A 13,513-nucleotide genomic window follows, 5' to 3' on the forward strand; every position below is an offset into this window, starting at 1 on the left:
GGCGGACCTCCGGCCCACCCTCGCTAGGCCGGAAGCCCTCACTAGGGTGGCCGCCATGAGCACACCCTCCCCGCTGCACGAGGTGCACCAACGACTCGGCGCGTCGTTCACCGACTTCGCCGGCTGGACGATGCCGCTGCGGTACGGCAGCGAGCTGGCCGAGCACCGGGCGGTCCGCGAGGCCGCGGGCATCTTCGACCTGTCGCACATGGGGGAGATCGAGCTCACCGGGCCGGAGGCGGGCCGGGCGCTCGACTACGCGCTGGTCGGGCACCTCTCGGCGGTCAAGGTCGGGCGGGCCCGCTACACGGTCATCTGCGACACGGACGGGGGAGTGCTGGATGACCTGGTCGTGTACCGGCTCGGCGAGGACCACTACCTGGTCGTGGCCAACGCTTCGAACACGGCCACGGTGGCCGCCGAGCTCGGCGAGCGGGCCTCCGGGTTCGCGGTGGAGGTGGCCGACAAGTCGCGGGACTGCGCGCTGATCGCGGTGCAGGGACCGCGCGCCGTGGACATCGTCGGCGCGGTGTGCCCGGCCGACCTCGGCGCGCTGCCGTACTACGGGAGCACGCCGACCGTCATGGCCGGGCACGACGTGCTCCTCGCCCGCACCGGCTACACCGGGGAGGACGGGTTCGAGGTGTACGCCGAGTCGCGGCACGCCATCGACGTGTGGGAGGCGCTGACCGCGGCCGGATCGGCGCACGGGCTGCGGCCGGCCGGGTTGGCGTGCCGGGACACGCTGCGGCTTGAGGCGGGAATGGCCTTGTACGGCAACGAGTTGACCGTGCGGACCAACCCGTTCGAGGCCGGGCTCGGGCGGGTGGTCAAGTTCGACAAGCCCGCCGACTTCGTCGGCCGGGCGGCGCTGGAGGCCAAGCGCGGCGCCGCGGTCACGTCGACCCTTGTGGGGCTGGTCGGAACCGGCCGCAGGGCGCCCCGGCACGGGTACCCTGTGCTGGATGCGGACGGCGGACAGGTCGGCACCGTCACCAGCGGCGCGCTGTCCCCGACGCTGGGGCACCCGATCGCCATGGCCTACGTGCCGCCCGCGCTGAGCGAGCCGGGCACGAAGCTGGCCGTCGACATCCGCGGCACGGCCACCCCCGCACAGGTCGTGAAGCTCCCGTTCTACAAGCGTTCCACCTGAGGAAGTCCGTTGGCCCTGAGCGTCTTCGACCTGTTCAGCATCGGCATCGGCCCGTCGAGCTCGCACACCGTCGGCCCGATGCGGGCCGCCCGCCGGTTCGCCGTCTCGCTGCGCGACGCCGGGCTGCTCGGTTCCGTGGCGCGGGTGCACGTGGAGCTGTTCGGTTCGCTCGGCGCCACCGGCCACGGCCACGGCAGTGACAAGGCCGTCCTGCTCGGCCTCTGCGGCGAGCACCCGGAATCCGTCGACACCGCGTCGGTGCCGGCGCGGGTCGCCGGGATCCGGTCCGGCCGGCGGATCCGGCTGCTCGGCTCCGCGGAGATCCCGTTCGTGGCGGACGAGGACCTGGTGCTGCACCGGCGGCGATCGCTTCCCTTGCACCCCAACGGGATGCTCTTCCGCGCGGTGGACGCGGCCGGGTCCGTGCTGGCCGAGCGGACCTACTACTCGGTGGGCGGCGGCTTCGTCCTCGACTCCACCGCCGCCGGCGGCCCCGTGATCACCGCCGACGCCACCCCGGTGGAGTTCCCGTTCCGCACGGCCGCCGAGCTGCTCGCGCACTGCCGCTCGGCCGGCCTGCCGATCAGCCGGGTGATGCTGCGCAACGAGCTGTCCTGGCGTCCCGAGCCGGAGGTCCGCTCCGGCCTGCTGCGCATCTGGCAGGTGATGCGGGACTGCGTGGCCCGCGGCTGCGCGGCCGACGGCGTGCTGCCGGGCGGGTTGAAGGTGCCCCGCCGGGCCAAGGCCTTGCACGACAAGCTGATCGCCGAGTCCGGCTCGCGGGATCCGTTGTACGTCATGGACTGGGTCAGCCTCTACGCCCTGGCCGTCAACGAGGAGAACGCCTCCGGCGGCCGCGTCGTCACCGCCCCCACCAACGGCGCCGCCGGCATCATCCCCGCCGTCCTGCACTACTACACCCGCTTCGTCCCCGGCGCGTCCGACGACGGCGTGATCACCTTCCTGCTGACCGCCGCCGCCATCGGCGCCGTGCTCAAGGAGACCGCCTCCATCTCCGGCGCCGAGGTCGGCTGCCAGGGCGAGGTCGGCTCCGCCTGCGCCATGGCAGCCGCCGGCCTGACCGAGGTCCTCGGCGGCACCGTCGCCCAGGTCGAGAACGCCGCCGAAATCGGCCTGGAGCACCACCTCGGCCTGACCTGCGACCCCGTCGGCGGCCTGGTCCAGATCCCCTGCATCGAACGCAACGCCATCGCCGCCACCAAAGCCATCACCTCCGCCCGCATGGCCCTCCACGGCGACGGCACCCACATCGTCCCCCTCGACAAGGCCATCAAGACCATGCGCGAAACCGGCGCCGACATGCACACCAAATACAAAGAAACCGCCCGCGGCGGCCTCGCCCTCAACGTTATCGAGTGTTAACCACCTGCACATCTGTGCTAGTCGCACCACGCGAGTTAATATGGTGCTACTTCCCACCTGCTACTAGCACTCATTACTAGCCAAAACCGAGCCAAATCGAGGACACGCGATGGAACAGCGTGAGACCTCTGTAGTCCGGCGACGCCGCCTACGCGTCGAACTGCGCCGCATCCGCGAAGAGTCCGGCCGCACCCAGAAAGCCGTCGCCGAGGCGCTGGGCTGGTCGACGCACAAGGTGATCCGCATCGAGACGGGCGCGGTCAACGTGTCTACTTCGGACCTGATGGCGCTCCTGCACTTCTACGGCATCACCGACTCTACCGTCACCGAAGAGCTCCTCGCGGTGACCCGCACCCGGGTAGCCGGCTGGTGGGACGAATATCGCAGCTACTTCAGCCAACAATTCCTGAATTTTCTAGGATATGAGGACTCGGCCATCTGCATCAGGCAGTACATGGGCGACCTGGTGCCAGGACTCCTGCAAACCGAGGAGTACGCCCGAGCGGTCGTGTCCGACTACCAGCCGGACGGGGAACAGACCGATCGCGAGACCATGGTTCGTATGCGGCGGCAGCAACTGTTCGATCGGCCGCATGGACCGGAGTTTCAGTACGTGCTGGACGAGGTGGTCGTCCATCGCTGGATGGGAGGCCGCGAAGCGATGCTGCGCCAGCTGGCTCGGCTCAAGGAGCTCGCACAGCACCCGCGCGTCAGCATCCGGATCGTTCCGTTCAGCGAGGGCATGTATCCCGGCATGCAGGTCTCCTCCTTCACGATCGTCGAGCTTCCGTCCGAAGACGGCGTTGTCACCCTTGTCGAAGATCCGCACCGAGATGTGATCGTCGACGATCCGGAGACGAGCAGCAACTACATCAGCAAGTTCAGCAAATTGCAGCAGATCGCCTGCCCCGAAGGGGAGGTGGACAAGATCATCGACCCGGTGATCGAAAGGATGCGCCTCGGCACGACGGTTTGAGCGGTTGATCAGCGATCCGGTGGACACCGGACGTCCGAGCTCCATCAGTCCCATGGCCGTGGCGTTGAGCAGGAAGGCCAGCCGCGCTATGACCACAGGATCTAGGGAGAACGGGGACGACAGCCTTGGGGGCGCTGCCTCGACAGTTCCCGCGCCGCGAAAGCCCGGCAACGTGGGAGGGAGCCGCGGCCCCACAGTGGGCCTCGTGACGGCGATTCCCGAGGAGTTCGTCGCCATGCGCTCGCTGCTGGACGGCTACGCCGAGAGCTATGTCGCGCACGACCCGGCCGTGTACGTGCTCGGGACCCTGCCAAGCCGTGACGAGGGTGAGTCCCACGGCGTTGCCTTGACCCTGCTGGCCGCGACCGCGACCAACGCGGCGGCCAACGGCTGCGCCAACCTGGTCCGCAGCTTCCCGTCGATCACCGTCATCATCATGGTCGGCATCGCGGCCGGCGTGCCCAACCCACCTCGTCCGGAGAAGCACGTCCGACTCGGTGACATCGTCGTCGCGACTCAGATCGTCGACTTCGACCATGTCCGTGCCGTCGACGGTGACGTCATGCCGCGCCGTCCGCTGTCGTTGCCCTCACCACGCCTGACGCACTGCGTGGACATGCTGCGCACCGACGAGCTCAGCGGCCTCTGCACCTGGGAGCAGTGGCTCGACCCGTCCCGTCCGGGGCTAGCCAGGTACGGCCGCCCGCCCGAACACACCGATGTGCTGCACGACGCCTCGGGGTGGCCGCTGCGACATCCCCGCAGGGACTACAGCGGCCACCGCAAGGGTTTCCCAAAGGTCCACTACGGACCCATCGGCAGTTCCAACCGATCCTTCCGGGACGCCACCACCCGCGACCAGCTCGCCGCTCAACACGGCATCCTGGCTTTGGAGATGGAGGGCGCCGGAATCGGCAGCAGCAGCTTCCTCAACGGTCGCGAGTGGTTCATGGTCCGCGGCATCAGCGACTACGCCGACACCCACCGCTCGGACCTCTGGCGCCGATACGCCGCACTCGCGGCCGCCGCCTACGTCCGAGCTCTACTCGCGAAGTGCCTCCCACTGGAACCCCAGCAGGAGTACGAGCAGGTGATATCCCTTCAGTAAGCACTCTTTGTCGACGTGAGGAACTCTCTCCAAGAGTCCGAGGAAAACGACAGCCTCGGTCCGGTCTGGTTCTTTGAGTCTCGAAGAAGTGTCGAGTCTGCCACGCATGCGATCTCGATGCATTGGCCGGAATGACTACTACTGAATGAGCTCTTCCGCCACACGATTCTGGGCGAGTGAATTTCCCTCGGTCTCATGATGATCTCGACCATTAGATCTGTTTGCCCTTCACTTGGGGCCCACATGGGGGCCAAGAGGGCGATGATCTTAGTGATGCGTCCCATTCCACAAGAGACGGGTGCCCCCGTTAGTCGGTAGTAGAGTGTCGCGTGTAGAATTTTCGGCCGAGTCTGCCCACGAGCATCGGGAGTGCGCCGCCAACGCCAGTAACGTGCATCAATGCTCAAGCTCGTACGCTCGGGGGCATGTCCTGAGGCGGATACCAGAGTCTCTGGTAGCTGTCAACCGCTAAAGAATACGTTCTATGATCTCGCTCGAAGTAATAGATCTGACCATGTGAGCGAGGTTGGTAACTATTGGCCCAGAGGTGGGAGTAGCTAGATAGTGCGGGGAGTCGCCGCGGTCGATGTGGATGGCGAGGGATTTCATGGTCATGAGGTAGGGAGAGTAGAGGATGAGGGGGGCGGGGGATTCGAGGTCCACGGCGATTGCGGCGAAGCCGGGGAAGGCGCGTGATTGGTACACGTGGAGGTTGTCGGTGAGGGGGGCGTGGTGTTGTTTGAAGCGGGTGAATTCGGTGATCGAAGCGCGGATCTTGGTGGCCAGGTCTTCTTGGCGGTATTCGGACAGGGTTGCGGTGGCGGGGCAGGAGGGGTCGAGGAGGACGTAGCGGTAGGTGCCGCCGCGGGACAGGAAGGTTAGGACGGCGTCGCGGTAGTGGGCGGGGCGTTCGGTGGTGACGAGGTAGTGGGCGGTGGTGCGGAGGGCGGTGCCGAGGTCGATGATGTCGGACTTGGCGACGGCGACGAGGCGGGCTTTTTCTTGCTGGCTGGGGCGGTGGGGGTGGGCGAAGACGGGGTGGGAGTCGGTGAGGCCGGCGGTGGACAGCCAGGCTTGGCGGGGGTCGGTGGGGGACATCAGGTAGATGGGGCGGGACTCGTGGGTGCCCACGTAGGTGAAGGCGGCGGCGTGCGGGCCGGCGGAGTGGTAGACGTCCTCGGAGATGGCGAGGCAGTCGGGTGGGGTAGCCTCCTCGAGGTGGGCGGCGAAGTTGAGGTCGGGGGAGTGGATGGCGCCGGTGTCGCCGTTGGCGGGGAAGCGGATCGTGGCCTTGTGGACGGCGAGGCGGAGGCGGAGTTGGCCGCGGAGGTCCATCCGGGACAGCTCGGCGCGCACCTGCGCGACGTCGAGCTGGAGGATGTCGCGGGCGGTGGTGAGGGCGACGTCGCGGGCGACGCTTTCCCGGTCGTCGTGGATGGCGAGGATGCCGCCGTCGCCGCGCCACGACCAGAGCTGGGTGCGGGTGCAGCGCAGCCCGGCGGAGACGGCGCCGGCGCGGGCGAGGATCCGCGAGCGGAGCAGATCGAAGGCGCGGGCCGCCTGATCGCGCGGGTTGTGCCGGACGATGGTCGAGTAGCCCGACGCGTCCACCACGATCAGGTAGACGTTCTCGTATGTCTGTGCGGACACGCCACCAGGATGACGACGCACCGGAGCGGTCGCGGCGCGCTGGCCGGTGGTTGTCCTGGTCCTGACAACTATCCGGCGGGGAAGCGGAACCGGGTGGCGTCGGTGAGGTAGGACATCCAGGCGATGACCCGGCTCGGGTGGAGCGCGAGGGTCTCGGCGTACGAGCCGGCGGTGTTGCCGTAGCCGTATTTCTCGTTGGAGGTGTCGGCCAGGCGTTGGGCGAGGTCGACGCCGGGCCGCGTGCGGCGCACCGAACCCTCGACGATGACGGCCTTGATCGGGTCGGGAAGGTGCATCACGACCGGCGGGTGCGCCAGGGCGGTGCGGCGGTGCACGGACTCCTCGCTGCCGCCGTAGTACCACACGTCGTCCAGCCAGACGCCGTCGAGGGGCACCGCGTGTGGGCGGCCGTCGGAGCGGACGGTGGTTAGCCAGTAATGCTTCGCCCGCTCCAGCTCGGTCCGGACCACCGCCCAGGCGAGCTTCTTTTTCGGGGTTCCGTAGATCTTCGGCAGGTCGAGCAGCTCAGCGATCGGGTCCATGGCGCACAGTGCACCACCCGACACCGACACTCAGGCGGCGAAGCTGTGCAGGCGCGGCGGGGCGCACACCGGGCAGCCGCCGTCCACGTCGGTGCAGTGGATCACCAGGGTGTGGTCGGGTGCCTCGCAGTCGACGCAGTTCGGGTCGGTGCACTCGGCGTCGGGCAGGGCATGCACGACCAGCGTGCCGCGGCAGTGGTCGGTCACGACAACGTCCTCCATACCTCTCGCTAGCTTGCGCGCGGCGCTATCGCGCCGGCAGCGCTCATTCCCGCTGAGCCTTGCTGTCGCAGAAGTCGGCGCCCTGCCACCGCGATAGCGGGCCTTCGGCCAAAGGGCGCCCTCCGTGGCCGCCTTGGCTGCCGCGCCGTCACTCGGCAGGCACCTCCCCTTATGCGGCGCCCGCGCTCCTCGCCGCCGCGACGGCCTCCTCCAGCTCGTCCCGGCTCATCTTGGACCGCCCCTTGACGTCGAGGTCGCGGGCCAGCTTGTCCAACTCAGCCTTGCTGAGGGTAGACAAGTCCGGACCCTCATCGTGGGAGGCGCCCCGGCGTTTCTTCCCGCCGCCACCGCCGCCACCGCCGCCACCGCCGCTGCCGTCCCCACCGGAGTCGCCGGAGCCGCCGGCGGCGCGGCGCTTCTTGCGGCCCTCGACGCTGCGCGAGAGCGCGTCGAACAGGTCGACCACCTTGGTCGGCTGCGCGGGCTCGGCCTCGGAGATGATCTCGCGGCCGGCGGCCTTGTCCTCGATCAGCTTCTCCACCCGCTGGGTGTAGGTGTCGTGGTAGTTGTCCGGCTGCCACGGCTCGGTCATGGAGTCGATCAAGGTGACCGCCATGTCGAGCTCCTTGCCGCGGGACGGGATGATCTCCGGCAGGGACTTGAGCTCCTTGGCCGGGTCGCGCAGATCCTCCGGGAACAGCAGCGTGGTCAGGATCAGCAGGTCGTCGCCGGGGCGCACGGCCGTCAGGTACTCCTTGCCGCGCATGACGAACGTGGCGATGCCCGCGCGGCGGGTCTTGGCCATGGCCTGCAGCAGCAGGCTGTAGGCGCGGGAGTACTCCTCCTTGGCCGGCGCCAGCCAGTAGGTCTTCTGGAAGTGGATGGGGTCGATCTCGTCCAGCTCGACGAACGCGGTGATGTCGATGGTCCTGGAGCGGCCCGGCGCGATCGCGTCGAGCTCGTCCGGCTCGATGATCACGTAGTCGCCGCCGCCCAGGTCGGCGCCCTTGACGATGTCGCTGTACGGCACTTCCTCGCCGGTGCGTTCGTTGACCCGCTTGTAGCGGATCCGGTCCGAGGTGCCCCGCTGGAACTGGCGGAAGCTGATGGTGTGATCCTCGGTCGCGCTGTACAGCTCGACGGGCACGGTCACCAACCCGAAGTTGATGGCCCCGCTCCAAATCGGTCGTGCCACGGTACCGCCTCCCTCGTGTCTGAGGTCATCATGACTCACCGTGACCTGGCCCGACTACCTGGAAGCCGCGTTTACCCGGTTCAGACAGCGGGTAACACGGGCCACATGGTGGACATGACCCGACTGCCAGGTCCCGTGTCCGACACGTGGGACTGGCAACGACTCGGCGCGTGCAGGGGCAAGGACAGCGCGATGTTCTTCCACCCCGAGGCCGAAAGAGGCCTGGCAAGGGCCGAGCGGGTCCGCCGGGCCAAGCAGGTGTGCATGCGGTGTCCGGTGATCGTGCAGTGCCGTCACCATGCCCTCACCGTCCAGGAGCCGTACGGGATCTGGGGTGGGCTGGACGAGGGGGAGCGGCGCGCCGCCTTCGCCCGCCGAAAGCAGCTGCGCAAGCGACGTATGCGCGTCGCCTGACCTGGAAGAGTCCGGGTCAGCGCGGTTCGTCGTCGCGGGGGGTGTCCAGCAGGCCCGCGCGGAGCTGCTCGAGCGTTCTGGCCAGCAGCCGGGAGACGTGCATCTGGGAGATGCCGACCCGCTCGGCGATCTGGGTCTGCGTCATGTTCAGGAAGAACCGCAGCTTGAGGATCTGCCGCTCGCGCTCGGGGAGCTGCTCGATGAGCGGCCGCAGCGACTCGTGGTTCTCCACGCCCTCGAGCCCGGCGTCCTCCTCGCCGAGGGTGTCGGCCAGCGGGTCGGAGTCGGAGTCGGCGGACAGCGCCTCGTCCAGCGACACCGAGTGGTAGGCGTTGCCGGCCTCGAGGCCCTCGTAGACCTCCTCGAGGGACAGGTCCAGGTGCCGGGCGATCTCGCTGGGCGTCGGCGCCCGGCCGAGCCGCTGGGCCAGCTCGCCGCTGGCCGCGCTGATCGCCAGGTTCAGCTCCTTGAGCCGGCGCGGCACGCGCATCGACCAGCTCGCGTCCCGGAAGTGCCGGCGGACCTCACCCATGATCGTGGGGACCGCGAAGGACAGGAAGTCGGACCCGCGGTCCGGCTCGAACCGGTCCACCGCGTTGATCAGCCCGACGGTCGCGACCTGCACCAGGTCCTCGCGCGGCACGCCGCGGTGGCTGAACCTGATCGCGATGTGCTCGGCCAGCGGCAGATGCCCGGTCACCAGCTGGTCGCGCAGCTCCGCGCGGCGCGGATCGTCCTCGCTGGTGGCGGCGAGCTCGTCGAACAGCGGGGCGAGGTGCTCGTACTCACTGCTCGATGAATCCTCGCGCCACGGGCTGGAGGCACGTGAGGTCCCTGCGCCGGTCACGCGCCTGAGGTCTTCCGCTTGGTGAGCTCGATGTGCACCAGCAGGCCCTTGCCGTCGCGGGTGACCTCGCCCTGTTCGACCCAGGCCGCGACGTGGTCGGTCAGGGTGGTGAGCACGCGCCAGCCGAACGAGTCGGAGCTCGGCTCGTGCCCGCCGGTCGAGGGTGCCACCGCGGAGAACCGGATCTCGTCCGGGTTGACGATGAACACGCAGCTCAGCGTGGCGCCCCGGACGGCGCGCGTGATCACGGTCGAGCAGGCCTCGTCCACCGCGAGCTTGAGGTCGGCGATCGAGTCGAGATCGAAGTCGGCGCGGATGGCCAGATTGGCCGCCACGGAACGGATGATCGGCAGGTGCTCGAGTCTGGCGGGCAGCCTGAGCTCGATGCCGTTGGGATCGATGACTGATCCGGTGCCGGCGTCCTCGCCGATCGCGGACTCGCTCACTCTCACCTCAGTCTTCCTCGACTAGCACGAAGTCGGGCGGTACACACTTCGCGCGTGTACCCAGTTTCCCAGAAGGCAAACCGAATGCCAGTACTTGCTCGGATCGTGCTGTGATCGCCGTTACTATCGGGTGACATGCCGACAGATCACATCGTCGTGACCTTCACGACGGACAGCAAGCGACTCGCCGACACGATGTGCGCCGAGGTCATCGAGGCCGAGCTGGGTGCGTGCGCGCAGATCGAGGGGCCGATCACCAGCGTGTTCCGCTGGCACGGCCAGGTTCACACCGAGCAGGAATGGCGGGTGGAGATCGAGACCACCGCCGACAAGGCCGAGGCCGTGGTGGAGCACATCAGGGCCAGGCACGGTGTCGAGGTCCCCGAGGTCGTGGTGACCGACATCGACAGCGATCTCATCGCCGGGCTGGGTGGGGGCCGGCCGGTCGCGGCGAGCTGAATCTCGCATCTCGCCCTCTTCCCTGGTCTTCACGGCGCCGCGCATAAGGTGTTCCGGTGCTGACCATGCAGGACGCCCTCCTGGCGCTGACCCGGTACTGGACCGAGCGCGGCGCCATGCTGGTGCAGCCGTTCAACACCGAGGTGGGGGCCGGCACGCTCAACCCGGCGACGATCCTGCGCGTGCTCGGGCCGGAGCCGTGGCGGGTCGCCTACGTCGAGCCGAGCGTGCGCCCGGACGACGCGCGGTACGGCGAGAACCCCAACCGGCTGCAGACCCACACCCAGTTCCAGGTGATCCTCAAGCCCGACCCGGGCGATCCGCAGGAGGTCTACCTCGGCAGCCTCGAGGCGCTCGGCATCGACATCCGGGCGCACGACATCCGGTTCGTTGAGGACAACTGGGCCAACCCGGCGACCGGCTCGTGGGGGCTGGGCTGGGAGGTGTGGCTGGACGGGTTGGAGATCACCCAGTTCACCTACTTCCAGCAGGCCGGCGGCCTGAGCCTGGACCCGGTGTCGGTGGAGCTGACGTACGGGATGGAGCGCATCATCATGGCGCTGCAGAACGTCAGCCACTTCAAGGATATCGCCTACGCCCCGGGGATCTCCTACGGCGAGGCGTTCGGCCAGGCCGAGTACGAGATGAGCCGCTACTACCTCGACGACGCCGACGTGGCCACCCAGCGCCGGCTGTTCGAGGACTACGCCGTCGAGGCCCGCCGACTGCTCGACGCCCGGCTGCCCGTGCCGGCGCACGTCTACGTACTGAAGTGCTCGCACACGTTCAACGTCCTCGACGCCCGCGGCGCGGTGAGCACCACCGAGCGGGCCAGGGCGTTCGCCCGGATGCGCGGGCTGGCCAGGGAGGTCGCCCAGCTCTGGTCGGACCGGCGCACCGAGCTGGGGCACCCGCTCGGCCTGGTCGAGCCGCCGCCTGCGGCCCCGGCGCCGGCCGAGTTCCCGGTCGTCACCCAGGCGCGCACGCTGCTGTTCGAGATCGGCACCGAGGAGCTGCCCCCGGGCGAGGTGAGCCGCGGCGCGGCCGCCGTCCGGGCGGCGCTGGCCGCCAAGCTCGCCGCCACCCGGCTGGAGCACGGGGAGATCACCGTGCACGCCACCCCGCGCCGGCTGGTCGCGCTGGTGTCCGCCGTGGCGCCGGCCGAGCCGGACGCGGAGCGGACCGTGCGCGGCCCGCGGGCCTCGGCGGCGTTCGACACCGAGGGCCGGCCCACCAAGGCCGCCGCCGGGTTCGCCCGCGGCCAGGGCGTGGCCGTCGCCGACCTCGAGCGGTTCGAGCAGGACGGCGTGGAGTACGTCGGGGTCACCACCACCGAGGTGGGCCGGGGCGCGGTCGAGGTGCTCAGCGGGTTGCTCACCGAGGTCGTGGCCGAGCTGCGGGCGGACAAGAACATGCGCTGGGCCGACCCGAAGCTGTCCTTCAGCCGGCCGGTGCGCTGGCTGGTCGCGCTGCTCGGCGACCTCGTCGTGCCGGTGTCGGTGTCGACGCTGGCCGCCGGCCGGACCACCCGGGTGCACCGCACCGCCGAGCCCCCGACGGTCGAGGTCGAGCGGGCCGACGGGTACCTGGATCTCCTTGCCCGGCACGGGATCGTGGCCGACGCCGCGGTGCGCTGGGAGCGGATCGCGGCCGCCGCGAGCAGGCTGGCCGCGACCGTCGGCGGCACGGTCGACGTGGCCGGCGAGGCGGCGTTGCTGGACGAGATCACCAACCTGGTCGAGGAGCCGGTGGCCGTCCTCGGCGGTTTCGACGGGCGCTATCTGGAGCTGCCGCAGGAGATCCTCACCACCGTGATGCGCAAGCACCAGCGGTACCTGCCGGTGCGCGACGCCGGCGGCGCACTGCTGCCGTACTTCGTCGCGGTGGCCAACGGCGAGTGCAAGCACGACCTGGTGCGCGCCGGCAACGAGGCGGTGCTGCGGGCCAGGTACGAGGACGCGAGCTTCTTCTGGCGGGCCGACCTGAAGGTGTCCCCTGAGGTCATGAAGTCGGGCCTGGAGAAGCTGGCGTTCGCCGATCGCCTCGGCTCCATGGCCGACCGGGCCCGGCGGATCGGCGCGCTGGCCAACGATCTCGGCACCGCGGCCGGTGTGTCCGAAAAGGACAGAGCAACCCTGGCGAGGGCGGCGGAGCTGGCCAAGTTCGACCTCGCCTCGCAGATGGTGATCGAGCTGACCAGCCTGGCCGGCGTGATGGCCCGGGAGTACGCGCTGCGGGCCGGCGAGCCGGAGCCGGTGGCGGCGGCGCTGCTGGACATGGAGCGGCCGCGCTCGGCCGGCGACGCGCTGCCGGGCACGGCGGTCGGGGCGCTGCTGGCCCTCGCCGACCGGCTGGACCTGCTGATGTCGCTGTTCGCCGTGGGCGCCCAGCCGACCGGCAGCTCGGACCCGTTCGGCCTGCGCCGCGCCGCCACCGGGGTGGTGGCGATCCTGCGCGCTTTCGGCGGGTTGCGCGCGGTCACGGTCGAGCGGGGCCTGGCCGCGGCCGCGGAACACGTTGCGGCGCAAGAGATCGAGGTGCCACAGTCCACTTTGGCCGAGGTGGCCGAGTTCGTGCTGCGGCGCTACGAGCAGCAGCTGCTCGACGCCGGGCATGACTACCGCCTGGTTGCGGCCGTGCTCCCGCTGGCCTCGGCGCCGGCCGCGGCCGACGAGGCGCTGGCGGAGCTGGAGGCCCGCGTCGGCGACCCCGAGCTGGCCGGCCTGGTGACCGCGGTGCAGCGGGTCCGCCGGATCGTGCCGGCCGACACCCCGGCCAGCTACGACCCGGCGCGGCTCACCGAGCCCGCGGAGAGCGCGCTGCACCGGGCGTTCGTGGCCGTGCGCACCGAGCTGGGGGCCGGCCGGCACCCGCTCGGCGAGTTCATCGCCGCGGCCCGGCGGCTCACCGACCCGATCAACGTGTTCTTCGAGGAGGTCCTGGTGATGGCCGAGGAGCCGGAGCTGCGTCAGGCCCGCCTCGGCCTGCTCGCCGGCATCCGCCACCTGGCCGACCCGGTCCTCGACTGGCAGGCGCTCGGCACCGTTCTTGAGCCGGCCGCCGCGCCCGATCAGGCACGCCACTAGGCGCGCTCGTCCCCCCTGCTCAGGGACGAGCG

General features: G+C 69.7%; 14 protein-coding genes. 7 read left to right on the plus strand and 7 right to left on the minus strand.

Annotated elements, in window-relative coordinates; all coding sequences use genetic code 11:
• Positions 1–55 precede the first annotated feature (55 nt).
• The 4 genes from gcvT to VGX25_RS16700 all read left to right on the plus strand — a co-directional run bounded on the left by gcvT (position 56) and on the right by VGX25_RS16700 (position 4,620).
• A complete protein-coding gene (gcvT, locus tag VGX25_RS16685) occupies positions 56–1,153 on the plus strand; it encodes a glycine cleavage system aminomethyltransferase GcvT (RefSeq protein WP_326918713.1) in 1,098 nt (365 codons plus the stop codon).
• Between the two features lie 9 nt (positions 1,154–1,162).
• Complete coding sequence (locus tag VGX25_RS16690; protein ID WP_326918714.1) at positions 1,163–2,536, plus strand: L-serine ammonia-lyase; 1,374 nt, start codon at positions 1,163–1,165, stop codon at positions 2,534–2,536.
• 109 nt (positions 2,537–2,645) lie between these two features.
• The gene (locus VGX25_RS16695) at positions 2,646–3,512 is read left to right on the plus strand and encodes a helix-turn-helix transcriptional regulator (protein WP_326918715.1); all 867 of its coding nucleotides are present in this window, start codon (positions 2,646–2,648) and stop codon (positions 3,510–3,512) included.
• A gap of 205 nt (positions 3,513–3,717) precedes the next feature.
• A complete protein-coding gene (locus VGX25_RS16700) occupies positions 3,718–4,620 on the plus strand; it encodes a hypothetical protein (protein WP_326918716.1) in 903 nt (300 codons plus the stop codon).
• Here the strand turns inward: VGX25_RS16700 and VGX25_RS16705 are convergent.
• The 5 genes from VGX25_RS16705 to VGX25_RS16725 all read right to left on the minus strand — a co-directional run bounded on the left by VGX25_RS16705 (position 4,614) and on the right by VGX25_RS16725 (position 8,229).
• The gene (locus VGX25_RS16705) at positions 4,614–4,904 is read right to left on the minus strand and encodes a DUF397 domain-containing protein (RefSeq protein ID WP_326918717.1); all 291 of its coding nucleotides are present in this window, start codon (positions 4,902–4,904) and stop codon (positions 4,614–4,616) included. The two genes, VGX25_RS16700 and VGX25_RS16705, sit on opposite strands and share 7 nt — an antisense overlap.
• Before the next feature lie 184 nt (positions 4,905–5,088).
• Positions 5,089–6,270, minus strand: coding sequence for a hypothetical protein (locus VGX25_RS16710; RefSeq protein WP_326918718.1), 1,182 nt, complete (start codon positions 6,268–6,270; stop codon positions 5,089–5,091).
• Positions 6,271–6,338: 68 nt separating this feature from the next.
• Positions 6,339–6,812: a pyridoxamine 5'-phosphate oxidase family protein gene (locus tag VGX25_RS16715; protein ID WP_326918719.1), complete on the minus strand. Its 474-nt coding sequence runs from the start codon at positions 6,810–6,812 to the stop codon at positions 6,339–6,341.
• Between the two features lie 30 nt (positions 6,813–6,842).
• On the minus strand, positions 6,843–7,019 hold the full coding sequence (locus tag VGX25_RS16720) for a hypothetical protein (protein WP_326918720.1): 177 nt from the start codon (positions 7,017–7,019) through the stop codon (positions 6,843–6,845).
• Between the two features lie 184 nt (positions 7,020–7,203).
• On the minus strand, positions 7,204–8,229 hold the full coding sequence (locus tag VGX25_RS16725; RefSeq protein WP_326918721.1) for a Ku protein: 1,026 nt from the start codon (positions 8,227–8,229) through the stop codon (positions 7,204–7,206).
• Between the two features lie 105 nt (positions 8,230–8,334).
• Here VGX25_RS16725 and VGX25_RS16730 point away from each other — a divergent pair, with 105 nt between their 5' ends.
• Positions 8,335–8,643, plus strand: coding sequence for a WhiB family transcriptional regulator (locus VGX25_RS16730; RefSeq protein ID WP_326918722.1), 309 nt, complete (start codon positions 8,335–8,337; stop codon positions 8,641–8,643).
• A gap of 16 nt (positions 8,644–8,659) precedes the next feature.
• On the opposite strand, the gene VGX25_RS16735 is transcribed toward VGX25_RS16730, so the two are convergent.
• Together VGX25_RS16735 and VGX25_RS16740 are read right to left on the minus strand one after the other, a co-directional pair.
• Positions 8,660–9,490 (minus strand): SigB/SigF/SigG family RNA polymerase sigma factor, encoded by an 831-nt coding sequence (locus tag VGX25_RS16735; RefSeq protein ID WP_326918723.1) that lies wholly within the window; start codon positions 9,488–9,490, stop codon positions 8,660–8,662.
• Positions 9,487–9,936, minus strand: coding sequence for an ATP-binding protein (locus VGX25_RS16740; protein WP_326918724.1), 450 nt, complete (start codon positions 9,934–9,936; stop codon positions 9,487–9,489). The genes VGX25_RS16735 and VGX25_RS16740 overlap by 4 nt, the downstream gene beginning before the upstream one ends.
• A gap of 135 nt (positions 9,937–10,071) precedes the next feature.
• Between VGX25_RS16740 and cutA the strand changes: the two genes are divergently transcribed.
• Together cutA and VGX25_RS16750 are read left to right on the plus strand one after the other, a co-directional pair.
• The gene (gene cutA / locus VGX25_RS16745; RefSeq protein WP_326918725.1) at positions 10,072–10,395 is read left to right on the plus strand and encodes a divalent-cation tolerance protein CutA; all 324 of its coding nucleotides are present in this window, start codon (positions 10,072–10,074) and stop codon (positions 10,393–10,395) included.
• A gap of 65 nt (positions 10,396–10,460) precedes the next feature.
• Positions 10,461–13,481, plus strand: coding sequence for a glycine--tRNA ligase (locus VGX25_RS16750; protein WP_326918727.1), 3,021 nt, complete (start codon positions 10,461–10,463; stop codon positions 13,479–13,481).
• Positions 13,482–13,513: the final 32 nt, after the last annotated feature.

The sequence above is a fragment of the Actinophytocola sp. genome (assembly GCF_035942955.1).
GTDB lineage: Bacteria > Actinomycetota > Actinomycetes > Mycobacteriales > Pseudonocardiaceae > DASYTH01.

Bases quoted from the DNA above. Each gene is read 5' to 3' on its own strand.
- VGX25_RS16715 (WP_326918719.1), bottom strand. From the start codon at position 6,812: ATGGACCCGATCGCTGAGCTGCTCGACCTGCCGAAGATCTACGGAACC.
- VGX25_RS16695 (WP_326918715.1), top strand. From the start codon at position 2,646: ATGGAACAGCGTGAGACCTCTGTAGTCCGGCGACGCCGCCTACGCGTC.
- VGX25_RS16705 (WP_326918717.1), bottom strand. From the start codon at position 4,904: ATGGGACGCATCACTAAGATCATCGCCCTCTTGGCCCCCATGTGGGCC.
- cutA (WP_326918725.1), top strand. From the start codon at position 10,072: ATGCCGACAGATCACATCGTCGTGACCTTCACGACGGACAGCAAGCGA.
- VGX25_RS16750 (WP_326918727.1), top strand. From the start codon at position 10,461: ATGCAGGACGCCCTCCTGGCGCTGACCCGGTACTGGACCGAGCGCGGC.
- VGX25_RS16730 (WP_326918722.1), top strand. From the start codon at position 8,335: ATGGTGGACATGACCCGACTGCCAGGTCCCGTGTCCGACACGTGGGAC.
- gcvT (WP_326918713.1), top strand. From the start codon at position 56: ATGAGCACACCCTCCCCGCTGCACGAGGTGCACCAACGACTCGGCGCG.